Origin of the sequence: Micromonospora pallida, assembly GCF_900090325.1 — a bacterium.
Classification (GTDB): domain Bacteria; phylum Actinomycetota; class Actinomycetes; order Mycobacteriales; family Micromonosporaceae; genus Micromonospora; species Micromonospora pallida.
Genome location: NZ_FMHW01000002.1, coordinates 2,219,659 through 2,241,663, shown reverse-complemented (window position 1 = coordinate 2,241,663; position 22,005 = coordinate 2,219,659). Strand labels below are relative to the sequence as shown.

Annotated in this window: 20 protein-coding genes; 12 read left to right on the top strand and 8 right to left on the bottom strand. The window is 71.7% G+C overall.

What is annotated here, in order from left to right; all coding sequences use genetic code 11:
* Positions 1-18 precede the first annotated feature (18 nt).
* Positions 19-1,026, bottom strand: coding sequence for an aminoglycoside phosphotransferase family protein (locus GA0074692_RS09775; protein WP_425413327.1), 1,008 nt, complete (start codon positions 1,024-1,026; stop codon positions 19-21).
* A 132-nt stretch (positions 1,027-1,158) separates the two neighbouring features.
* Between GA0074692_RS09775 and GA0074692_RS09770 the strand changes: the two genes are divergently transcribed.
* Positions 1,159-2,046: a hypothetical protein gene (locus GA0074692_RS09770; protein WP_141725213.1), complete on the top strand. Its 888-nt coding sequence runs from the start codon at positions 1,159-1,161 to the stop codon at positions 2,044-2,046.
* A 19-nt stretch (positions 2,047-2,065) separates the two neighbouring features.
* On the opposite strand, the gene GA0074692_RS09765 is transcribed toward GA0074692_RS09770, so the two are convergent.
* Genes GA0074692_RS09765 through GA0074692_RS09745 form a run of 5 tightly spaced genes read right to left on the bottom strand, consistent with a single transcriptional unit; the run spans position 2,066 to position 7,398 of the window.
* Complete coding sequence (locus GA0074692_RS09765) at positions 2,066-2,953, bottom strand: Gfo/Idh/MocA family protein (RefSeq protein ID WP_218106610.1); 888 nt, start codon at positions 2,951-2,953, stop codon at positions 2,066-2,068.
* Positions 2,950-4,131 (bottom strand): ROK family transcriptional regulator, encoded by a 1,182-nt coding sequence (locus GA0074692_RS09760; RefSeq protein ID WP_091642109.1) that lies wholly within the window; start codon positions 4,129-4,131, stop codon positions 2,950-2,952. The genes GA0074692_RS09765 and GA0074692_RS09760 overlap by 4 nt, the downstream gene beginning before the upstream one ends.
* A gap of 8 nt (positions 4,132-4,139) precedes the next feature.
* Positions 4,140-5,006: a carbohydrate ABC transporter permease gene (locus tag GA0074692_RS09755; protein ID WP_091642106.1), complete on the bottom strand. Its 867-nt coding sequence runs from the start codon at positions 5,004-5,006 to the stop codon at positions 4,140-4,142.
* Positions 5,003-5,986, bottom strand: a complete 984-nt coding sequence (locus GA0074692_RS09750; RefSeq protein ID WP_091642103.1) for a carbohydrate ABC transporter permease — start codon at positions 5,984-5,986, stop codon at positions 5,003-5,005. Before GA0074692_RS09750 ends, GA0074692_RS09755 begins: the two co-directional genes overlap by 4 nt.
* 2 nt (positions 5,987-5,988) lie before the next feature.
* A complete protein-coding gene (locus GA0074692_RS09745; protein ID WP_091642100.1) occupies positions 5,989-7,398 on the bottom strand; it encodes an ABC transporter substrate-binding protein in 1,410 nt (469 codons plus the stop codon).
* Positions 7,399-7,535: 137 nt separating this feature from the next.
* Here GA0074692_RS09745 and GA0074692_RS09740 point away from each other — a divergent pair, with 137 nt between their 5' ends.
* The 11 genes from GA0074692_RS09740 to GA0074692_RS09690 all read left to right on the top strand — a co-directional run bounded on the left by GA0074692_RS09740 (position 7,536) and on the right by GA0074692_RS09690 (position 19,613).
* A complete protein-coding gene (locus tag GA0074692_RS09740; protein WP_176738366.1) occupies positions 7,536-8,570 on the top strand; it encodes a zinc-dependent alcohol dehydrogenase in 1,035 nt (344 codons plus the stop codon).
* Positions 8,570-9,415, top strand: a complete 846-nt coding sequence (locus GA0074692_RS09735) for a sugar phosphate isomerase/epimerase family protein (RefSeq protein ID WP_091642092.1) — start codon at positions 8,570-8,572, stop codon at positions 9,413-9,415. Before GA0074692_RS09740 ends, GA0074692_RS09735 begins: the two co-directional genes overlap by 1 nt.
* Positions 9,412-10,710: an MGH1-like glycoside hydrolase domain-containing protein gene (locus GA0074692_RS09730; RefSeq protein ID WP_091642088.1), complete on the top strand. Its 1,299-nt coding sequence runs from the start codon at positions 9,412-9,414 to the stop codon at positions 10,708-10,710. Before GA0074692_RS09735 ends, GA0074692_RS09730 begins: the two co-directional genes overlap by 4 nt.
* Positions 10,707-12,506, top strand: coding sequence for an amylo-alpha-1,6-glucosidase (locus GA0074692_RS09725; protein ID WP_091642084.1), 1,800 nt, complete (start codon positions 10,707-10,709; stop codon positions 12,504-12,506). Before GA0074692_RS09730 ends, GA0074692_RS09725 begins: the two co-directional genes overlap by 4 nt.
* A gap of 206 nt (positions 12,507-12,712) precedes the next feature.
* Positions 12,713-14,341 carry an L-glutamate gamma-semialdehyde dehydrogenase gene (pruA, locus tag GA0074692_RS09720; protein ID WP_091642079.1) on the top strand — a complete coding sequence of 543 codons (1,629 nt, stop codon included), beginning with the start codon at positions 12,713-12,715 and terminating at the stop codon, positions 14,339-14,341.
* Between the two features lie 147 nt (positions 14,342-14,488).
* Positions 14,489-15,358: an ABC transporter substrate-binding protein gene (locus GA0074692_RS09715; protein WP_091642076.1), complete on the top strand. Its 870-nt coding sequence runs from the start codon at positions 14,489-14,491 to the stop codon at positions 15,356-15,358.
* 2 nt (positions 15,359-15,360) lie between these two features.
* Entirely contained in the window at positions 15,361-16,458 is a 1,098-nt protein-coding gene (locus GA0074692_RS09710) for an amino acid ABC transporter permease (RefSeq protein ID WP_091642071.1), read from the top strand.
* Position 16,459: 1 nt separating this feature from the next.
* Positions 16,460-17,209, top strand: a complete 750-nt coding sequence (locus GA0074692_RS09705) for an amino acid ABC transporter ATP-binding protein (protein WP_091642066.1) — start codon at positions 16,460-16,462, stop codon at positions 17,207-17,209.
* Between the two features lie 41 nt (positions 17,210-17,250).
* Complete coding sequence (locus GA0074692_RS09700) at positions 17,251-18,030, top strand: acetoacetate decarboxylase family protein (RefSeq protein WP_091642062.1); 780 nt, start codon at positions 17,251-17,253, stop codon at positions 18,028-18,030.
* Between the two features lie 66 nt (positions 18,031-18,096).
* The gene (locus GA0074692_RS09695) at positions 18,097-18,786 is read left to right on the top strand and encodes a GntR family transcriptional regulator (protein WP_091642059.1); all 690 of its coding nucleotides are present in this window, start codon (positions 18,097-18,099) and stop codon (positions 18,784-18,786) included.
* Between the two features lie 41 nt (positions 18,787-18,827).
* Positions 18,828-19,613, top strand: a complete 786-nt coding sequence (locus GA0074692_RS09690) for an SDR family NAD(P)-dependent oxidoreductase (RefSeq protein ID WP_218106609.1) — start codon at positions 18,828-18,830, stop codon at positions 19,611-19,613.
* A 63-nt stretch (positions 19,614-19,676) separates the two neighbouring features.
* On the opposite strand, the gene GA0074692_RS09685 is transcribed toward GA0074692_RS09690, so the two are convergent.
* Positions 19,677-20,852 carry a zinc-dependent alcohol dehydrogenase gene (locus GA0074692_RS09685; RefSeq protein ID WP_091642056.1) on the bottom strand — a complete coding sequence of 392 codons (1,176 nt, stop codon included), beginning with the start codon at positions 20,850-20,852 and terminating at the stop codon, positions 19,677-19,679.
* Positions 20,853-20,878: 26 nt separating this feature from the next.
* Positions 20,879-21,856: an SRPBCC family protein gene (locus GA0074692_RS09680; RefSeq protein ID WP_245730253.1), complete on the bottom strand. Its 978-nt coding sequence runs from the start codon at positions 21,854-21,856 to the stop codon at positions 20,879-20,881.
* Positions 21,857-22,005: the final 149 nt, after the last annotated feature.

The window sequence follows — 22,005 nt, the reverse complement described above, 5'->3', positions numbered from 1 at the left end:
GCGGCGGGCCGTGGCTGCTCATGGCTGGGGGTTGGTGACGGCGCCGGCCGTGTACTCGGAGAAGATCTCGTCGAGGACGCGCAGCACGCTCACGGCCGGCGTGTCGGCATCGCGCAAGGTCTGGGCAGTGGTGACAAGCGTCTTCCAGAGGGCCCAGCCGCGTCCGCGCGCCCAGGTCGCCTCGTCGACGGCCAGTCGCTCCCGGAACGCCTGCCGGTCGTCGGCGGTCAGCAACGTCCACGCGATCGCCAGGTCACAGGCCGGATCGCCGACGCCGCATGTGCCGAAGTCGATGACGGCCGCCAACTTCACGTCGTCGAGCAGGAGATTTCCCGGGCTGACGTCGCCGTGGAACCAGCTCTCCACACCGTCCCAGCGTGCGTCCAGTGCGCTTGTCCAGATCTCGCCGGCCAGGTCGACGTCCACGTGGCCGTCCAGTGCCGTGAGCGCGCGCTGCGCGTTTTCTGCGTAGGTCCGGAGCGTGCCGCCCCGGAACCAGTTGTGCTGTCCTGGGCGGGGACCGTCAGTGGTATCGACGCTCTGTAGGGCTGCCAGGAATCCGGCCAGGTCGACCGCGAACCGGACGGGGTCGACGATGCGATCCGCGCTCGCGGGTTCGCCGTCGAGCCATTGGTAGATCGACCACGGGTAGGGATAGCCGGCGCCGGGCTCGCCTTTCGCCAGTGGGACAGGGATGGGCAGCGGGAGTCGGGGGGCGAGTGTCGGAAGCCACCGGTGTTCCTTGTCGACCGCCAGGGCGTACTCGGCTGCGCTGGGCAGACGCACCGACAGGTGGGAGCCGAGGTGGAAAGTCCAGTTGTCCCAGCCACCGTTGGCGACGGGCTGAACCGGGAGGTCGGCCCACTGAGGGAACTGGTCGGCGACGAGCCGACGCACCTGTTCCGCGTCAACGGCGATGCGCTGGGGCACGGGGCCGAGCTGCGGTGTGTCGCTCATTGAGACATCCTCGTCTGGCTTTCCATGGGCGCCATCCTCGCCGATGTCGGGGCCACCGATCGCCCCCATTCTTGGTGGGCCCCGGCTCGGTCCCGCAGGGTTGGTTCCGTCGCCGCCGTCATCGCCATCCGACCACCGGCTCGGCGCGCTGACCTGGTAGGGGCCACCGGCTACAGTGGACCTGCACCTGGAAGGGCGGTGGTGGCGATCCTCCTGGCACTGGTGGTGCTCGCTGTCGTGGCGTTCCTGCTCGCCATGATGATGTGCCTCTGGGAACTGGGCACCTGGCTGGCCCAACTGCCGTTGCTGCGCCGGGTGGAACGCCGTTGGCACGCCATCCCGCACGAGCGGTGGATCACCGTGGCGGCGATCCCCCTGGCCACCGTCTACGGTGGGATCCTGCTCTCGTACGGGATCAATCTGCTCAGCGACGCCGACGGCGGACGGACCCTGCTCGGCGCGGTCATGCTGGCCTTCGGACTCGGCGTGACCGGCTGGTACTACTCCCGCCATGCCGCCGGCTCCTACCAGCGCCCTGCGGCGCAGGTCCGCAACCGGAGAGTGATCGCCGAGGCCACGAAGGCGCTCGCCCACCGCTCTCCGCCGGACCTGCGGTCCCTCGATGCGCACCGGGTCGCCCTCCTCAGGGCCAACCGGCTCGGTGAGCGTCTCGCCACCGCCACCGACGGCGGCTGGCGCGACGCCTGGCGGCGGGAACGCCGATGGCTGGCTGTCCTGGCCGTCGCGGTGGTCGCAGCCCCGCTCCCCGCCCTGGCCGTGATCGCCTGGCGCCTGGTGACCCAGCCCCCGACAGCGGGCCGCCTCGGGGGCGTCGCCATGCTGGTCGGGACCGTGGTGGCCGCGCTGCTCGCGATGGGCAGCCGTCGCTACCGCCTCCGGCGGGAACGGCGTCTGCTCGGCCGGGAGTTGCAGCAGGGGAGCGCCGACCTGCTGGGCCGGATGTTCGACCCGACCCGGGGCGAGCGGGTGCCCGCGCCCGTGCTCGCCGAGGTGGCGGCCACGCTGCGCCGGGTCTACGGCACCCCGGCCGGCACCGCGCACCGGCCGGATCCCACCGGCGACGTCTGACCGACGCGGGCGGCGTGGCTCAGTCGCATAGGGCCGGGTCCGCCGCCGCCCGCGCCAGGAGTTCCTGGATCATCAGCCCCCGGTGCACGTCGAGCGGATGCGGCCGTCCGGCACGGACGGCGGCGGCGAACTCCGCGCGGACCACCGGCCAGCACTCGTCGTGGTCCATGCCGGCGGTGTCGTACGCCAACGTGCCGTCCGCCCCGAAAAGCTCGACGGTGGTCACCACCCTCGGCACGGCCACGCTGCCGGACACCGAAGCCTGGCTCACCGCGCCGGAGCGGTGCGTGCAGGTCAGTTCCGTCCACCGAGACCGGCGACCGGCGGCGCGCACGTCGACGATCGGGCCGAGCGCGGCGTCGAGCAGGTCGAGCAGGTGCGGTCCCAGGTCGAACAGCGCCCCGTGGGTGAGCCGCCAACCGGTCGCGAAGGGCCCGCCGAGGAAACCGCCGTGCAGGTAGCAGGCCCGCGCGCCGTCGGCGGCGAAACCGCCGGCGGCGGCGAGGAAGGCGCGGGTGCGGGCGTGGTATCGCTTGGTGAACACCACCTGGGAGACCACCCCGGACTCGCCGACGGCATCGGCCAGTCGCCGGGCGGCGTCCAGGTCGAGGGCGATCGGCTTCTCCAGCAGCACCGCCCGGCCCGCGCGGGCCGCCTCGACGGCCAGCGTCGCCTGGATGTCCGGGGGCACCGCGAAGGCCACCGCGTCGCAGCGTTGCAGCAGGTCGGCGAAGGTCGGCGCGGCGGGTGCCCGGTACGCGGCGGCCAGCGCCTCGGCGGCGTCACCCCGTCGGGACCAGACGCCGGCGAGGACGGTTTCCGGACCGGCCGCGAGCATGGGCGCGTGCATCCGGGCCGCCCACGTCCCGGCACCGACGAGCCCCACCCGGACCGGCGGGGGCGTCACCGGCGTCTCCCCGGGGCGGCACTGGCCTCGCTGAGTTGGCGGTTGACGGCTTCGGGGGCGTACACGTTGCCGATCACCATGGCGTGCGCGCCGACGATCCCGGCCCGCTCGCCGAGCCGACTGGTGGTCACCGTGAGGCGCTGCGTCGCACGGGGCAGCGCACGCTGGTACAACAGCTCGCGGACGCCGGCCACGAAGTGCGTCTCGGCGAGGTCGCCGGCGATCACCAGCACCCCCGGGTTCAGCAGGCACACCACGGTGGCCAGGACCTCGCCCACCCGCTGGCCGGCGGTGCGGGCCAGTCGTCGGGCGTCCGGGTCGCCGGCCGTGACCCGGTCGAGGAACTCCCGGCTGGAGGCGGTCGGCGTACCCGCCACGGTGAGCTGCTGGGCCAACGCGCCACCGCTGGCGACGGCGGCCAGACAGCCGTACGAGCCACACATGCACCGGAACGTGTCGTACCCGTGCATCCGGATGTGGCCGAGATCGCCCGCCCCGCCGTCGATGCCCCGGTAGACCGTGCCGTCGACCACGACCCCCGCGCCGATCCCGGTCGCCACCTTGACCAGCACCAGCGCCGGGCAGTCCGGGTGGACCGCCACCTGCTCGCCGAGCGCCATCAGGTTGGCGTCGTTGTCCACCAGGACCGGCACCGGGTAGCGGCGGCGCTGGTGCTCGACGATCGGGTAGTCGTCCCAGCCGGGCATGATCGGTGGCTGGCGTACCCGGCCGGTGGCGAAGTCCACTGGGCCGGGAACACCGAGACCGATGCCGCGTACCTCGTCGGGGCGCCGGCCCGCGACGGTCAGCAACGCGTCGTGGCGATCGCCGATCCAGTCCAGGACAGCCGCCGGCCCGTCGGCGATGCGCGGGTCGGCCCGCTCCTCGGCCAGCGTGCGTCCGGCCAGGTCGAGCACGGCGAGGTGGGCGTCGCCGGCCCCGAGGGCGGCGACCAGGACCACCCCGTGCTCGTCGTTGAACTCCAGCCGGATCGACGGCCGGCCACCGCTGGACTCGTTGACCCCGGTCTCGCGTAGGTATCCGCCCCTCAGGAGGCGGTCGAGCCGCGTCCCGACCGTGGACCGCGACAGACCGGTCACCCGTTGCAGCTCGCCCCGGGTCCGGGCCTGCCCGGACTTGATCAGCTTGAGCAGGTCACCGGCGGACGTGCCGGGCATGTCGCCTCCTAACCCTTGTCCGCGCCGGTGGTGAGCCCCTCGGTGAGCATCCGTTCGGCCGCGAAGAAGAGCGCCACGATCGGCAGGGTCAGCACCACGGACCCGGCCATCAGGACGGTCTTCGACACCTCGATGCCACCGGAGAGCTGGGCCAGGCCCAGCGAGACCGTCCAGCTCTCCCGCTTTTCGGCGAGGAAGAGCAGGGCGAAGAGGAACTCGTTCCAGGCGATCATGAAGATGTACAGGGCGTTGGCCATGATGGCCGGGGCGGCCAGCGGCAGCACCACCTTCCGGATGGTCTGGAAGCGGCTCGCGCCGTCCATCGCGGCGGCCTCCTCCAGGCTGTCCGGGATGGTGCTGAAGTAGCTGCGCAGCATGTAGATCGAGACGGGGATGGTCTGCGCGATGTACACCAGCACCAGGCCGCCGAGCGAACCGCGCAACCCGAGTCGGGTGAAGAGCACGAAGAGCGGGATGGCGAGCAGGATGCTGGGGAACAGGTACACCGCCAGGAACAGCGCGCTGACCTGCCGCCGGCCGAGGAAGCGCAGCCGGCTCACCGCGTACGAGCCGGGGATGGCCACCAGCAGCGTCACCGCGACGGTCGCCAGCGACACCAGCGCGGAGTTGCCGAGCAGGGCGAGGAAGCCCTGCCCACCGTCGGCGACGGACCGCAGCACCGTCCGGTAGGTGTCCACGGTCAGTTCCTGCCCCGACACCCAGAGCTTGCCGGGATCGAGGATGACCCGGTCGATCGGGCGCAGGGAGAGCAGCACCATGTAGTAGAAGGGGAAGACGGTTATCAGCACCAGGCCGACGATGACCACCCGGCGCAGGAAGCCGAAGATCCGGGTCTCCAGGACGTCGCGGTTCATCGTTCCCCCTCCTCGATCCGCGCGGCGAAGAACTTCAGGTACACCGCGAGCAGGACGACCAGCACCACCGCGATGACCAGCGCCTGGGCCGCTGCGGCACCGATGTCGAAGCGGGCGGTCAGGAACTCGTAGACCCGTACGCTGACCACGTCGGTGCCGGCCCCGCCGCCGGTGAGCAGGTAGACGTCGTCGAACTTGGTGAACGTCATGATGAAACGCAGCACGGAGAGCAGCGCGATGACCGGGCCGAGCTGCGGCAGCAGCACCCACCGGAACCGCTGGCTCGGGGTCGCCCCGTCGATCCGGGCGGCCTCCTCCAGTTCGGGCGGCACCGCCTGGAGGCGGGCGAGCAGGAAGAGGAAGGCGAACGGGAAGTAGCGCCACCCCTCGAAGACGATCACGGTGAGCAGGGCGGTCGGCACGGGCACGCCGAACAGCTCCGACTCCCGCTGGCTGAGGAAGGCCACCGGCTGGTCCCAGCCCAGGAAGCGGGTGCCCCACTCGTTGAGGATGCCGAACTGCGGGCTGAGCATGACCTCCCAGACGAAGGTCACCGCGACCACCGGCGCGACGTAGGGCAGCAGCATCGCGGCCCGGGCCACCGTGCGTCCCCGCGACGGCCGGCGCAGGGCGAGCGCCGCGACCAGCCCCAGCAGGATGGACAGCCCGGTCGCGCCGATGGTGAACGTCAGGGTGGTGCCCAGCGAGCGCCAGAATCCCGGCGACTCCAGCACGGTGGTGAAGTTGCGCAGGCTGTACTCGCCGAAGATGCCCGCCCGTCGGATGTTGATCAGGCGGATCTCCTGGAACGCCAGCATGACGGTCCAGAGGATGGGCAGCACGACGACGACCAGGACCACGACCAGCGTGGGGCTCAGGAACGCCAGACCGGTGCGGTTCTCCCGCTGCTTCAGCGTCGGCCCGGGCCGACGGCGCTGCTCGCGCGGCGTCGCCGGCCCGGCGGACTTGACGGTCGTCATCGCTACTTCAGCGAGGTCTTGATCGACTCCACCGCGTCGGCGGCCTGCTTGCAGGCCCCGGCGGCGTCGACCTGCCCGGTGGCGAGGGCGTTGATCGCCTTCGGTACGGGCAGCTCACCGAGGGTCGCGCCGACCAGCTTGCCCTGCCCCTGGGTGATGCCCCACCGGTGGATGGTGTCCGGGCTGGTCCGCAGGGCCTGCATGACGTCGGCGGGGTAGATCTCGCCGAGCGGCTTCTTGGTGTCCACCCCGGCGGTGAGGCCGTTCCACGCCTCGGTGAACTTCTGCGGGCTGTCCTTCGTGCCGGCGCGGGCCGGCATCTTGCCCTCCGGCGCGACCCCCAGCCAGTCGGCGTAGCCCTCGTCCATCATGAACTTCACGAAGTCCTTCGCGGACGGCTGCGCGTCGGCCAGGATCGACCACGAGGTGATCTCGCCGAAGCCGGCCGGTTCGGTGCCGCTGGGACCCTTGACCGCGGTGACGAACCCGCTGTTCTTGGCGAGGAAGGCCGGGTCCGCCTGGCACTGCGGGCAGTTGGGTTTGGCGTCGTTGCGCAGGCCGGCCATCTCGTCGAGGATGAACGACGACCACACGACCATCGCCGCCTTGCCGGCGAAGTACGTGGCCCGGGTGGAGTCGACGTCCTGCGCCCCCTGCACGGAGTACTTCCGCGCCAGATCGCCGTAGAGGCCGAACGTCTCGGTGCAGGGCGTGGAGTTCAGGGTCACCGCGCCCGCGTCGTCCACGAGTTCGCAGCCGTTGCCGAGGCCGAGGAACTCCACCGACTGGGCGGTGAACGCGTCGTTGGCGACGGTGGCCAGGGTGATGCCCGCCGTCCCGCCCGTGTTGAGCTTCTGCGCGGCCTGCGCGATGGCCTCGTACGAGTCCGGAGTCGGCAGGCCAGCGGCGGCGAAGAGGTCCTTGCGGTAGACCAGCAGCTGCGCCCAGGCGTCGGACGGCACGGCGAGCTGCTTGCCGTCGTTACGGGTCAGCTCGAGGGCCCGTGCGGAGAAGGTGTCCGCCCCGAGGTCGTTGACCACGCTGTCGGCGGCGGCGGTGTCCAGGATCTCGTTCGCCGACAACTGCCACACCGCGGACAGCGGCAGCGCGCCGACCACGTCGGGCAGGTCGCCCGCAGCGGCGGCGGAGGTGATGAGCTGGGTGAACTGGTTCTCGTCCGTCGCCACGATCTTGACCTTGACACCGCTCTTGGCGGTGAACCGGTCGGCGACGGCCTGGGCGGCCTGGACACGGTCGGTCTGGTTCTCCAGGCTCCACACGGTGAGCGTGCCGTCCTCGGCCGAGTCGTCCGAGCCACAGGCGGCCAGCGAGAACGTACCGATCACGACCGTCGCCAGCAGGGCGCTGGCGACGGGGGAACGCCGTACGGATGGTGGTGGTGTTCTTCGCATCGATGCTCCCTTGCACGAGCGAGGTAGGTCGATGGCATCACAGCAATACTTCTGACTGAACACAAGTCAAAACCTGTCTACACTTCAGATGAAAGTTCCACTATGGTCTCCGCACCACGGCAATCATGGAGGCGTCAGTGGAAGTCGTCGTGCAGTTCTCCGCGCCGCGACGGGTCGAGGTGGTATCCCGCGAGGCGACGCCACTGCCCCCCGGACACGTGCGGGTCAGGACCCGCTACTCGGGCATCTCGGCCGGCACCGAGCTGACCGCCTACCGGGGCACCAACCCCTACCTGACCCGGGTCTGGGACCCGCAGCGTCGGCTCTTCACCGAGGGCGCCGGTGGCCTGGAGTACCCGGTCGCCGGCTGGGGCTACTCCGAGGTCGGCCAGGTCGTCGAGATCGGCGCCGACGCGCCCGCCGGGACGCCCGGGATCGGCACCCACGTCTGGGGCATCTGGGGCCACCGCAGCGAGGCGGTCCTGCCCGCCGAGCGGCTCGTCGGGCACGAGGTGCCGGCCGGCGTGGACCCGATGGCCGCCACGTTTGCCCGGGTCGGGGCCATCGCCCTCAACGCCGTCCTCGCCGCCGACGTCCACCTCGGCGAGACCGTCGCCATCTTCGGGCAGGGCGTGCTCGGCCTGCTCACCACCCGGCTCGCCGTCCTCAACGGCGCCACCGTCGTCGCCGTCGACGCGCTGCCGACCCGCCGCGAGTCGGCGCTGGCCTTCGGCGCGGACGCCGCGCTGGCCCCGGAGGGCGCCGCCGAGGAGATCCGCAGCCGGACCGGTGGCCTCGGCGCCGACGCGGCGATCGACATCAGCGGCTCCTATCGGGCCCTGCACGAGGCGGTCCGGTCCGTCACCGTCGGCGGACGGGTCGTCGCCTCCGGCTTCTACCAGGGCGACGGCCTCGGGCTGCGCCTGGGCGAGGAGTTCCACCACAACCGGGTGCAGATCGTCTGCTCGCAGATCGGCGGCGTGCCCCCGCACCTCGCGCCGCGCTGGAGTCAGGACCGCCTGCAGCACGTCTTCCTGGCCCAACTCGCCGCCAAGACCCTCGACGTGAGCACCCTGGTCAGCCACGTCGTCCCGGCGGAACGCGCCGCCGAAGCCTACGACCTGCTCGACCAGCGTCCGGCCGAGGCGCTGCAAGTCATGTTGGAGTTCTGATGTCCCACCCCACCACGTCCGGCCCCCGTCCCGACCCGGAGCCGACCCCGCTGCGCATCGCCTGCCAGGAACAGTTGCTGCCCGGCGACACCCTCGAACAGAAGTGGGAGTTCGCCCTCGCCGCTGGCTACGACGCGATCGAACTGCGCGGCAAGGCCGGGTTCGCGTTCCGCGACCGGCTGCCGGAGCTACGTCGGGCGGCGGCCAACGGCGTGGTCATGCCGACCGTCTGCGTCGACATGCTGCACTTCTTCGGCGCCTTCGACCCCGACCTGCGCCGCGACGCCGTCGACCAGCTCAAGTCCCAGCTCTCGGTGATCGCCGAGATCGGCGGTCGGGGGGCGATGACCCCCGCGTCGTACGGCATGTTCTCCCGGCGGCTCCCCCCGTTCGAGCCGCCCCGTGACGAGGCCGCCGACCGGGAGGTGCTCCTCGAGGGACTGACCGAACTCGGCACACACGCCGCCACCGAGGGCGTCGAGATCTACCTCGAACCCCTCAACCGGTACGAGGACCACATGGTCAACCGGCTCGACCAGGCGATCGACCTGGTCAAGACGGTCGGCATCGACGCGGTCCGGGTGGTCGCCGACACATACCACATGAACATCGAGGAGGACGATCCCGCCGCCGCCGTACGGGCCGCCGCCGGCTACCTCGGGCACGTGCAGGTCAGCGACTCCAACCGGTTCCAGCCCGGCGCCGGCCACCTCGACTGGCCGGCCGTGCTGGGCGCCCTCGACGCCACCGGCTACCAGGGCTACCTGGCGGTGGAGTGCCGCCTGCGGGGCGAGCCGGACGTGGCCGTCGCCTCCGTCCCGCCCTTCCTGCGCAGGCAACGGTGAACACCCCCGTCTGGCCGCCCCCCGGCTTCGCCGCCCTCGACCGCGCCGCGGTGGGCGTGCTCCTGGACAACTGGACGGGCACGTACACGGTGCCGTCGCGGACCCTCTACCCGCACCAGTGGAGCTGGGACTCGGCGTTCGTCGCGATCGGGCTGCGGCACGTGTCGGCCCGGCGCGCCCAGCGCGAGCTGGAGAGCCTTTTCGGCGCGCAGTGGGCCGACGGCCGGGTGCCGCACATCGTCTTCGACCGGGCCGCCCCGCCCGAGGGCTACTTTCCCGGGCCGGACTTCTGGCGTTCCCCCGCCCACCCGGCGAGCCCGGCGGTGGCCACCTCCGGCCTGGTCCAACCACCGGTGCACGCACTCGCCGCGTGGCTGACCTTCCAGGCCGACCCGGCGCAGGCCCGCCGGCGCGGCTTCCTGTCCCGGCTGTACCCGAAGCTGGTGGCCTGGCACCGCTACCTCGCCGACCGCCGGGGCGTGGACGGTCTCGTCGCGATCGTCCACCCCTGGGAGTCCGGCATGGACAACAGCCCCAGCTGGGACGACGCGCTGGGCCGGGTGGAACCGACCCCCATCGACGCGTTCCGCCGCCGCGACCTGCACCACGTGCAGGCCGCCGAACGCCCGACCGACACCGACTACGGCCGCTACGTCCGGCTGGCCGCCGACTACCGGGACTCCGGCTACGCCGATCGGCTGGACGACGCGCAGTTCGTGCTGCTCGACCCCATGGTCAACGCTCTCTTCGCCGCGTCCGAGGCCGCGCTGGCCGACATCGCCGCCGAGGTCGGCGCGGACCCGCTGCCGCACCGTGAGGCCGCCGCCCGGGTCAGCGCGGCCCTCGTCGACCGGCTCTTCGCCGACGAGCTCTGCCACGCCTACGACGTGCCCGCCCGCCGGCTCAGCCCGGAGCGCACCATCGCCGGCCTCACCCCGCTGGTGGTGCCTGACCTGACGGTGGCCCCGGCCCTGGTGAAGTCCGCGCTGGGCGAGCACTTCCGGCTTGGTCAGACCGCCCTGCTGCCCAGCTACGACCTGACCGGCGCGGCCTTCGACCCGAGCCGGTACTGGCGGGGACCCGCCTGGTTCAACACCAGTTGGCTGGTCTGGCACGGCCTGACCCGGCACGGCGAACTCGACCACGCCGACCGGCTGCGCGAGGTGACCCTCACCGCCGCCCAACAGGCGGGCTTCCGCGAGTACGTGCACCCGTTCACCGGGGAAGGACGGGGCGCGACCGACTTCAGTTGGACCGCGGCTCTCGTCCTCGACCTGCTGCGGTCGGCGCCGTGACCCGTCGCGAACTGCTCGGCGACGGCACTCTGCTCCGTACCGACGGCTCCGGGGACGTGCCCGACACCGACACGTACGGCCTCTTCCTCGACGACACCCGGCACCTGTCGCGGTGGGAACTCACCGTCGACGGCACCCGGCCCCGACTGCTCGCCGGGGCCGACGACGAACTGGTGCTGACGCCGTGGACCCGGCGGGGCGCCGACCCGTCCTGCACCGTCTTCCGCCGGCAGACCGTCCGGTACGGCCGGCTCACCGAACGGGTCAGGATCGTCAACCACGGACCCGACACGGCGGAGCTGTCGCTGTCGTACCGGTTCGCCGCCGACTTCGCCGACCAGTTCGAGCTGCGGACCGACCGGGAGTACCCGAGACCGGCCGGGCTCCGGGCCACCGAGCACACCGACGACGGGACGCGCCTGACCTACCGGCGCGCGGACTTCCACCGGGCCACGACGGTCCGGGTCGTCGCCGGGCCACCGGCCGACCCGGAGGACGGGGGCGTCACCTGGACGCTGCGACTGCCCCCACACGGCGACCTCGCCGTCACGGTGGAGGTGCGCGCAACCGACATCACGCCGCCGCCCGCGCTGACGATCGTCGTCGAGCCGACCGGCGACGCAGAGCTGGACGAGGCGGTCGCCCGAGGCAGCGCCGACCTGTCGACGCTGCTGGTCCCGGACGACACCGGCGGGCTCACCGTCGCCGCCGGGTCCCCCTGGTTCCTGACCCTCTTCGGCCGGGACAGTCTGCTCACCGCCAGCTTCGCGCTCGCCGCCGCGCCCTGGCTCGCCGCCGGCACCCTGCGCGCCCTCGCCGCGACGCAGGGCCGGACGGTGGACCCGTCCCGGGTGGAGGAACCGGGCAAGATCCTGCACGAACGCCGTCGTGGCGAGCTGAGCCACTTCGGTCACGTCCCCTACGCGCGCTACTACGGCAGCGTGGACGCTACCCCGCTGTTCCTGATGTTGCTGGCCGAGACCGGCGACGACGCGCTCGCCGCCGAACTCGAGGCCCCGGCCCGCGCGGCGGTCGCCTGGATGTTCGACCACGGTGGGCTGGACCGGACCGGCTGGCTGGTGTACCGCACGGACGGCGCCGGCCTGGTCCACCAGTGCTGGAAGGACTCCGCCCGGGGCATCTGCTTCCGCTCCGGGGAGCCCGCCCACGGCCAGCTGGCCGTGGCCGAGGTGCAGGCCTACGCGTACGCCGCGCTGCGCGGCACCGCCGAGATCGCCGACCGGGTCTGGGGCGACCGCGCCTACGCCGACCGGCTGGACCGGGCGGCCGCCGACCTGCGCGCCCGCTTCGTCCGTGACTTCTGGCTGGACCGGGACGACTTCGTGGCGCTCGCCCTGACCGAGGACGGCCGGCAGGTCGACGCGCTGGCCTCCAACGCGGGCCACGTGCTCTGGACCGGGCTGCTGGACGACGACCGCGCGGCCCGGGTCGGTCGCCGGCTGACCCAGTCGGACTTCTTCACCGGGTGGGGCATCCGGACGGTCGCCGCCGGCCAGCCCGCGTACCACCCGGTCTCCTACCACACCGGGGGCGTCTGGCCGCACGACACCGCGATCGCGGTCGCCGGGCTGGCCCGTCACGGCCTCCACGTCGAGGCGGAGACGGTCGCCCGGGGCCTGCTCGACGCCGCCGCGCACCACCGGTACCGGCTGCCGGAGGTCTTCGCCGGGTTCGGCCGGGACGAGCATCCGGTCCCGGTGCCGTATCCGCACTCCTGTTCGATCCAGGCCTGGGCGGCGGCGGCCCCGCTGCTGCTGCGGCGCGTCCTGCGCTGAGCCTCCCGGACGGGCCGCACGGCCCGTCCGGGCTTTGGCGCCGTCGTGTTCTACCAGCTCATGGGTGACATGGAGGGCTGGCGCGACTGACATTTTAGTGTAATGTCAGGACCCGCCGGGGTGCTTCCGCCCGGCGCGCGACCAACCGCCCCGGGTGGCCCGTTCCCGGGCGCACCCTGCCCGCTGTCGATGCGGAGGAAATCTGGATGGATGCCGTCACGACCCCGCCGTCCCCGGTCAACGAGCCGACCCTCGACTACGCCCCCGGTAGTCCGGAACGGGCCGCCCTCAGGGAGGAGCTGTCCCGCCAGGAGGGTCGGCGGGTGGAGCTGACCGCCACCATCGGGGGCGACCGCCGGATGGGTGGGGGAGTGGAGATCGCGGTGGTGCAGCCGCACGACCACCGCCACGTCCTCGGGGTGTTGCGCAACTCCACCCGGGTCGACACCGAGGCGGCGGTCGCGGCGGCCCGGGAGGCGGCGCCCGGCTGGCGCGAGCTGTCCCTCGACGACCGCGCGGCGATCCTGCTGAAGGCCGCCGACCTGCTCGCCGGCCCGTGGCGGCAGCGCCTCAACGCCGCCACGATGCTGGGCCAGTCGAAGACGGCCGTCCAGGCCGAGATCGACTCCGCGTGCGAGCTGGCCGACTTCTGGCGGTTCAACGTCCACTACGCCCGGCAGCTCGTCGCCGAGCAGCCGGTGGCCAACGCCCGTGGGGTGTGGAACCGCACCGACCACCGTCCACTGGAGGGCTTCGTCTACGCGGTCACCCCGTTCAACTTCACCGCGATCGCCGGCAACCTGCCCACCGCGCCGGCCCTGATGGGCAACACCGTCGTCTGGAAGCCCTCGCCGACCCAGCAGCTCGCCGCCCACCTCACCATGGAGCTGCTGGCCGAGGCCGGGCTGCCGCCCGGGGTGATCAACATGCTGCCGGGTGACGGGCTCGACGTCTCGGCGGTGGCGCTCACCCACCCCGACCTGGCCGGCATCCACTTCACCGGGTCCACCGCGACGTTCCAGCACCTCTGGTCGACGGTGGGCGCGAACCTGGCGGGCTACCGGTCGTACCCCCGGGTCGTCGGCGAGACCGGCGGCAAGGGGTTCGTCGTCGCCCACGCCTCGGCCGACCCCGACGTGTTGCGGGTGGCGCTGCTGCGGGGCGCGTTCGAGTACCAGGGCCAGAAGTGCTCCGCCGCCTCCCGGGCGTACGTGGCGCGGTCGGTGTGGGAGCGGGTGCGGGACTCGCTGCTCGCCGAGGTGGAGGCGCTGAGCATGGGCGACGTCACCGACTTCTCGCACTTCATGGGGGCGGTGATCGATGCCCGGGCGTTCGCCCGCCACCGGGCGGTGATCGAGCGGGCGCACGGACGGGACTCCCTGACGGTGCTCGCCGGCGGCAAGGTCGACGACTCGGTCGGCTACTTCGTCCGGCCGACCGTGGTGGAGAGCGCCGACCCCACCGACGAGATGTTCCGTACCGAGTACTTCGGGCCGATCCTGGCGGTGCACGTCTTCGACGACGACGCCTTCGCCGACGCGGTCGACCAGCTCGAGTCGTTCGCGCCGTACGGCCTGACCGGAGCGGTCGTGGCTCAGGACCGCGCGGCGATCGCCTGGGCGAGCCGCCGGCTGCGGTTCGCCGCCGGGAACTTCTACGTCAACGACAAGCCGACCGGGGCGGTCGTCGGGCAGCAGCCGTTCGGCGGTGCCCGTGCCTCGGGCACCAACGACAAGGCGGGCGCGGCGGCCAACCTGACCCGGTGGGTCTCCCCGCGCTCGATCAAGGAGACCTTCGACCCGCCCCGGGATCACCGCTACCCCCACCAGGGCTGAGCCACGCCGCCTGACCAGGCCGAACTGGGTGCGCCACCCGCTTTACGGATGCACCGGAGGCGAGTAGCCTCACTCACACTTCACTAACATTTCACTGATGTGTTCATCCCCCTCATTGATGCAAGACCATCGACACGGAGGTGTCAGATGAGAAGGTCACTCCGCTCCCTCGGCCTCGCCGCCGCCCTCACCGGGATGCTCGCCATGGCCGCCTGCGGCTCGAACGACTCCGGCGGCGAGCCGGGGGCCGCCGACTTCGGTGACTGCGAGGTGACGGAGAACCCCACGGTCCACGAGTTGAAGACCATGACCGAGGGGACCCTCACCGTCGCCGCCTCGCTGCCGTACCCGGCCGGATACCGGGGCAACACCCTCGAGTCGGTCGACGGCGGCTACATGTACTGCCTGGACGCCGAGATCGCCAACCGCGCAGGCCTGAAGAAGATCAAGCTGGTGAACGCCTCGTTCGAGGCCCTCGTGACCGCGAAGACCTCGAACTTCGACTTCGCGGTCTGGGACATCTACGACACCCCGGAGCGGCGCCGGGCGGTGGACTTCTCCACCCCGTACAACACCTACCGCTCCGGTGTCCTGGTCAAGAGCGACTCGAACCTGACCAAGGAGAGCATCCGGACCGCCACCGTCGGCGTGCTGGCCGGGTCCGTGCAGCTTAAGTACGTCAACGAGACCCTCAAGCCCGGCGAGGTGCGGGTCTTCTCGTCCAACGACGACCTCTTCAACGCGGTCCTGGCCGGGCAGGTCGACGCCGCGCTCAACGACACCGCCACCGTCATGCCCCGGGCGGCCAGCTCGGACGGCAAGCTCAAGGTCGTCGGGCAGTACCCGGCCGGTGGCGACGTGGCGGCGCTGTTCCCCAAGGGCTCGCCGAACGTCGCGGTGGTCGACCAGATCCTCGCCGACATGGAGAAGGACGGCACCCTCGACAAGATCATGGACAAGTGGCTGAACCCGATCCTCGGCGGGGACCCTGAGGCGCTGCCCGACTGGAGCGTCTGACGATGAAGGTGCAGGCACCCCAGGCCCGTGAGGCCCCGCCGACCCCCACCGGCGGCAGATCCGCCCCGGTCCGACCGCAGTCGACGACGGGTTACCTGGTCGCCGCCGCCGTCCTCGCCCTGGTGGCCCTGACGCTGTGCCAGCAGCTCGCCGCCATGCTCCTGGCGGGGGCCGCCGCACAGATCCTGCTCGGCGTGGCGCTCCCGGTCGCCGCCCTCGGCTGGCCGCTCGGGCTGGCCTACCGGCGTGGCCAGCGGTCCGGGCGGGACTGGGCCGCCGGCCGGCACGTCGAGGCCCGCCGGGCGGCGGCCGGCTCCCGCGACGCCTCCGTCACGTCCCTCGGCATCAGCGCGTGCGTGGCCATCCTGGCCGCGCTCGCCCTGCTGGTCTTCACCAACGACGGTGCGGTGCAGAAGACCTTCTTCAACGGCGAGTACATGTCGCGCAGCTTCCTCGACATCGTGCGCGCCCTCTGGATCAACGTGCAGATCGCGCTCGGCGCGCAGATCCTCGCCATGGTCTTCGGACTCGTGCTCGCCATCGGCCGGCAGCTGCCCGGGCGGGGTTTCCGCCCGGTCCGCGCCCTGTCCATCGCCTACATCGACGTGTTCCGGGGCATCCCGTCGGTCGTCCTGATCTACCTGGTCTGCTACGGGCTGCCGCTCACCGAGGTGCCGTTCCTCAGCGGCGGGTCGCTGGTGGTCTACGCGATCGTGGCGCTGGCCATGACGTACAGCGCCTACAACGCGGAGCTGTACCGCGCCGGTATCGAGTCGATCAACCCCGGCCAGAGTTCCGCCGCCCTGTCCATGGGACTGACCCAAACCGACGTCATGCGGTTCGTCATCCTGCCGCAGATGGGCCGCAACATCGCCGCGCCCATGCTCAGCACCTTCATCGGTCTGCAGAAGGACACCGCGCTGGTGATCGTCGTGGGCATCATCGACGCGTTCAGCCAGGCCAAGATCTACTCGGCGAACGACTTCAATCTCTCCGCGGTGACCGCCGTGTGCCTGGTCTTCGTCCTGATCACGATCCCGCAGACCCGGTTCGTCGACTACCTGCTCGCCCGGACCGGGGCCCGGAAGACAGGGGTGTGACATGTCGCGAGCGTTCATCGAGTTCGACGAGGTGACGAAGCGGTACGGCGCCCTGACCGTGCTGGACAAGGTGGACCTCACCGTCGACCGGCACGAGGTGGTGACCCTCATCGGCGCCTCCGGCTCCGGCAAGTCGACGCTGCTGCGCTGCGTCAACGGGTTGGAGGACATCCAGGACGGTCGGATCCTGCTCGACGGCGACGTCGTCTCCGGCGAGGGCGTGGACCTGGTCGGCCTGCGCCGCCGGGTCGGCATCGTCTTCCAGAGCTTCAACCTGTTCCCGCACATGACCGTGCTGCGCAACTGCACGCTCACCCCGATCCGCGCCGGCGTGGCGAGCCGGGCCGAGGCCGAGGCCAACGCGCGGACGATGCTGGAACGGGTCGGGCTGAAGGACAAGGCCGACGCCTATCCCCACCAGCTCTCCGGCGGGCAGCAGCAGCGCGTCGCCATCGCCCGGGCCATGCTGATGCGCCCGCGGGCCCTGCTGCTCGACGAGATCACCTCGGCCCTCGACCCCGAACTCGTCATCGAGGTGCTGAACCTGGTCCGGGAACTCGCCACGGACGGCATCACCATGATGATGACGACCCACGAGATGCCCTTCGCCCGGGAGATCTCGTCGAAGGTCTGCTTCCTGCACCAGGGCACGATCCTCGAACAGGGCCCGCCCGAGCAGATCTTCGAGGCCCCCTCCGCGCCCGAACTGCGCTCCTTCCTCCGCAAGATCCACGAAGCCGGCCGGGACTAGCTCCACCACCTCCCACGAGACAAGGTCAGGGACACCAACCGATGAGCAAGACGTACGACGTCAGGGACTTCTTCACGTACCTCGGCTACCCCGGCGGCGACCAGCCCTACTGGTGCCGGGACCTGCGCAGCCTCTCCGTCTACTGCCGGGGCGACCGGGCGAACCTCGAGGCCCTGCTCGCCCCCACCCCGTTCGAGCTCGCCGACGACCGCTTCGTCGTGCAGATCGCCGACTTCGGTAACGCCACCCCCGGCGCGTTCTACGACTCCGGTGTGGTCATTCCGGTCCGCTACGGCGACCACCGTGGAGTGACCTACTTCTTCGAGTACGAGGACCAGCCCTGGAGCGTCGCCTTCGGCCGGGAGGTCTGGGGCTACCCCAAGCAGTACGCCGACGTCACGCTGACCGACGCCCCGGAGGCGGTGGCGGGCACCGTACGGCGGTCCGGCCGGCCGATCTTCGGCATCTCGATGACCCCCCGCGACGGGTACGACAACACGGCCTGGGCGGACCTGTCCCTCTACCCCCACCTCCAGGTGCACGCCCTGCCCGAGGCCAACGGACCGGGGTTCCGGATCTTCGAGATCGTCTCCCGGGACACCTCGCGGGACTTCGTCCTCAAGCGCCGCACCTTCGGCCCCGCCGAGGTGGACCTGACCGACGCGCTCTCGGTCAACGGGGTGGAACTGAAGGCGGTCGAGGTCCTCGGTGGCGAGTTCTCCGTGGGCGACTACGCCTGCACCGTGGAGAACGGGATCTCGACGGTGATCGACGACCTCCTCGCGCCGACGCGCGGCGTCGAGGAAACCATGCGCCGCTAGGCGTCCGGTAGCTTGCCAGAGGACCGGCCGCCGGGCACGCGTGGCGCGGAAGATGGGGAGAGACACATGCTGTCGGAGTACGTCGGACAGGGCGCGCTCGTCGGTGTCGACCAGACGGGCAACGCCCTGCTGAGCGAGTCGGCCTACGCCCACCTGTGTTCCCGGCTCGTCCGCGCCGAGATCATGCCCGGCGACCGGCTCGTCGAGAACGAGCTGCGGGCCGACCTCGGTCTGGGTCTCTCCCCGGTGCGCGAGGCGATCCGGCGGCTGGAGTTCGAGAAGCTCGTGGTCATCTACCCGCGCAGCGGCACCTACGCCACCGAGATCGCGCTGAAGGGCTCCCGCTCGGTGATGGAACTGAGGCTGGAGCTGGAGTCCCTCGCCACGACGCTCGCCTGTAGTCGTGGCTCGAAGGCGGAGAAAGAGAAGCTCGTCGCGCTCGCCGAGGAGCAGGCCCGGACCAGCGACCTGCAACGCTGCATCGACCTGGACGCCGCGTTCCACCAGAGCCTCTACCGGATGAGCCGCAACGAGTACCTGATGGCCACCGCCCGGATCTACTTCAACCTCGCGCTGCGACAGTGGTACTTCTGCTCGAAGGTGGTCACCACCCCGGACTGGACCGGGGTGGACCACCGGCCGCTGGCGGCGGCCGTCGCCGCCGACGACGTCGCCACCGCGACCGACCAGATGCGCGAGCACGTCCGCCACGACTCCCAGCAGGTCTTCGAGATCCTCACGAACTACGGCCTGTAGCCCACCCGAGGGGTGCCCGGGCCGCCAGAAAGGAACCACCGGTGCGACCTGCCCCACCGCCCTCCCTGTTCTCCCTCGACGCAACGCGTGCCCTGGTCACCGGTGCCCACGGCGGTCTCGGCCGTGCCCAGGCGCTCGCCCTCGGCCGGGCCGGCGCCGAGATCGTCGCGACCGACCTGAGCGCCGACCGCGCCGAGCAGGCGTGCGAGTACCTGCGCGGGCACGGCGTCCGGGCGCGTGCGCTGGCCCTGGACGTCACCTCGGTCGACAGCATCGGGGCCGCCTTCGACGACCTCGAACGGCGCGACGCCGTACCGGACGTGGTGGTGAACAACGCCGGGGTGTCGCTGCGCAACAGCGCGCTCGACGCCACCGAGGCCGAGTTCGAGCTGACGCTGGGGGTCAATCTCCGGGGGACGTACTTCGTCGCCCAGCGGGCGGCGCGGGCCATGCGCGGGCGCGGTGGTGGCCGGATCGTCAACCTCGCCTCCATCGGGGGACTGGTCGTCGACGGCGAACGGTCCTCGGTGTACGACGCGTCGAAGGCCGCCGTGGTGCAGTTGACCAAGAACCTGGCCTACGAGTGGGGCCGGTACGGCATCCGCGTCAACGCCATCGCGCCGGGCTACATGCGCACCGAGATGACCGCCGACCTCCTGCCCACCCGGGCGGCCGAGGACGAACTGGTGGCCCGGCACATTCCTCTCGGCCGGGTCGGCGAGCCGGAGGACCTCGCCGGCGCCGTGCTCTTCCTCGCCTCGGCGGCGTCCGCCTACGTCACCGGTCACACCCTCACCGTCGATGGCGGTTGGGTCGTCGCGCTGTAGCCGGGCGCGGCCGGCGACGCGGCGACGGGGCGGCGGGGCGGGCGTGGGACACGTCGCGCCGGGCTACGGCTTGAGGACGACCTTGACGCACTCGTCCTGCTTGTTCTTGAAGATGTCGTAGCCGTGCGGCGTGTCGTCGAGGCGCATGGTGTGGGTGATGACGAAGCTCGGATCGATCTCGCCCCGGCGGATCCGCTCCAGCAGAGGCCGCATGTACCGCTGCACGTGGGCCTGACCGGAGCGCATCGTCAGGGAGCGGTTCATGAACGAGCCCATCGGGAACTTGTCGACGAACCCGCCGTAGGCGCCGATCACCGCGACCGTGCCGCCGTTGCGGCAGCTCAGCACCGCTTCGCGCAGGGCGTGCGGCCGGTCCGTCTCCGCCTTGACGGCCTGCTTGGCCCGGTCGTACGCCTGCAGCGCCGCCGAGGCGTGGTGCCCCTCCATACCGACCGCGTCGATGCAGGCGTCCGGCCCGCGTCCCGCCGTCCTCTCCCGCAGGGCGTCCAGGACGTTGGTCTCCTCGTAGTTGACCGTCTCCGCGCCGGTGTGCTCCTCGGCCATCCGCAGCCGGTACGGGTACCGGTCGATGACGATCACCCGTCTCGCGCCGAGCAGGAAGGCGCTGACCGTGGCGAACTGCCCGACCGGTCCGGCGCCCCATACAGCGACGGTGTCACCGGGGGTGATGTCGCACATCTCCGCGGCCTGGTAGCCGGTGGGCAGCACGTCGGACAGGAACAGCACCTTCTCGTCGGGCAGGTCGTCGCCGACCTTCAGGGCGCCGACGTCGGCGTACGGGACGCGCACGTACTCGGCCTGCCCGCCGGCGTAGCCGCCGAGCAGGTGGGAGTAACCGAAGATCCCGGCGGGGGAGTGGCCCATCGCCGTCTCGGCGATGGTGGCGTTGGGGTTGGAGTTCTCGCACACCGAGTACAGGCCGCGCCGGCAGGAGAAACAGTCCCCACAGGAGATCGGGAACCCGACCACCACCCGGTCGCCGACCCGTAGGCCGTCGCGGACGCCCTGCCCCAGCTCGACCACCTCACCCATGAACTCGTGGCCCAGCACGTCGCCCTTCTTCATCGCCGGGATGAAGCCGTCGAGCAGGTGCAGGTCCGAACCGCAGATCGCCGACGAGGTGATCCGTACGACGGCGTCCCGGGGGTTCAGGATCTGCGGGTCCGGGACGTCCTTGACCGCCACCCGGTTGGGGGCGATCCAGCAGTTGGCTCTCATCGGTGGTGTCCTGTCTCTCCGCTGGGTCAGCGCAGCGGCATCGGCTGGGCCGGGCGTTGCTTCACCTGCTGCTGGAGGCTCGTGCCCTGCGGTACGGCGTCCGAGCACGCGATCTCACCCGTCTCGATCACCTGCTTGAAGCGGCGCAGGTCGTCGCAGACCTGCTGCTGCGGGTTCTCGCCGAAAACCCGGGCGGCCAGCCGGCCCAACCGCCCGCCGGGCGACGCGTACGCGAACTCGACCCACACCTCCGTGCCGCGCCCGTCGGCGACCGGGACGAAGCGCACCGAGCCGGAGTTCGGCACCCGGGTCCGGCCGACCGAGCGCCAGGTGATCAGCTCGTGGGGTAGGTCGGACATGATCTCCGCGTCCCACCCGACGGTCCGCCCGGCGGGTGCCTTCGCCTCCCACCGGGACCGCCGGGGGCCGGTGACGGTGACCGACCGCAGGTGGTACATGAATCGGGGCAGGTTCTCGACGTCGCGCCAGAACCGGTAGGCCTCCTCCGGGGTCCGGTTGACCGTCACCGCCGCCTCCACCCGGTTGCCACGTGGCAGCCGTCGGCCCCGGGACGCCCGTACGGCCGTGGCGAGGTCCACCGCGGTGATCGCGGCGACCGCCCAGGTCGTGGCGGCCACCCGACGGCGTCGCTGGCCACGGCGGCGGCGAAGGGCGGTGCCGCAGGCGGTCAGGTCCACCAGGTCGCCGGCGACCCTGGCCCACGCCGCCCAGCCGGCTCTTCTCGGGATCAGCAGGGCGGCGGCGTGCCCCATCTCGCGGAGCCCCACGATGCGCAGCGTGGTCCGGGCGGTGCGGGAGTCGTCGACACCGCAGAGGCGGCTGACGCGCGAGGGCGTGCCCAGGGCCGCCGCCCCGAGGGCGAGGCTCAGCCAGCCGAGGGCCCGGGCGGTCCCCTCGGACCGACGGTCCCCGCGTGCTCGCTCGATCCCCAACGCGTCGGTCACCGACCGCACGCCCATGGTGTTGGCGCGGTTCCTGGCCACCTGTCGCCCTCCGTTCGGCCTGACCGTTTCGCGCGCCCGTCTTCCCCGGAACCGCCTGCTCACACCTGCCGACGTGGGGGAAGTCAGCAGCCGGCGAGGTGCGGCCGGACACCAGAGACGGCGGGGGTGCGTGGCGGCCCGCCGGCCGG

Bases quoted from the DNA above. Each gene is read 5' to 3' on its own strand.
- GA0074692_RS09750 (WP_091642103.1), bottom strand. From the start codon at position 5,986: ATGACGACCGTCAAGTCCGCCGGGCCGGCGACGCCGCGCGAGCAGCGC.
- GA0074692_RS09685 (WP_091642056.1), bottom strand. From the start codon at position 20,852: ATGAGAGCCAACTGCTGGATCGCCCCCAACCGGGTGGCGGTCAAGGAC.
- GA0074692_RS09775 (WP_425413327.1), bottom strand. From the start codon at position 1,026: ATGGGGGCGATCGGTGGCCCCGACATCGGCGAGGATGGCGCCCATGGA.
- GA0074692_RS09755 (WP_091642106.1), bottom strand. From the start codon at position 5,006: ATGAACCGCGACGTCCTGGAGACCCGGATCTTCGGCTTCCTGCGCCGG.
- GA0074692_RS09715 (WP_091642076.1), top strand. From the start codon at position 14,489: ATGAGAAGGTCACTCCGCTCCCTCGGCCTCGCCGCCGCCCTCACCGGG.
- pruA (WP_091642079.1), top strand. From the start codon at position 12,713: ATGGATGCCGTCACGACCCCGCCGTCCCCGGTCAACGAGCCGACCCTC.
- GA0074692_RS09705 (WP_091642066.1), top strand. From the start codon at position 16,460: ATGTCGCGAGCGTTCATCGAGTTCGACGAGGTGACGAAGCGGTACGGC.
- GA0074692_RS09745 (WP_091642100.1), bottom strand. From the start codon at position 7,398: ATGCGAAGAACACCACCACCATCCGTACGGCGTTCCCCCGTCGCCAGC.
- GA0074692_RS09760 (WP_091642109.1), bottom strand. From the start codon at position 4,131: ATGCCCGGCACGTCCGCCGGTGACCTGCTCAAGCTGATCAAGTCCGGG.
- GA0074692_RS09735 (WP_091642092.1), top strand. From the start codon at position 8,570: ATGTCCCACCCCACCACGTCCGGCCCCCGTCCCGACCCGGAGCCGACC.
- GA0074692_RS09710 (WP_091642071.1), top strand. From the start codon at position 15,361: ATGAAGGTGCAGGCACCCCAGGCCCGTGAGGCCCCGCCGACCCCCACC.
- GA0074692_RS09695 (WP_091642059.1), top strand. From the start codon at position 18,097: ATGCTGTCGGAGTACGTCGGACAGGGCGCGCTCGTCGGTGTCGACCAG.
- GA0074692_RS09700 (WP_091642062.1), top strand. From the start codon at position 17,251: ATGAGCAAGACGTACGACGTCAGGGACTTCTTCACGTACCTCGGCTAC.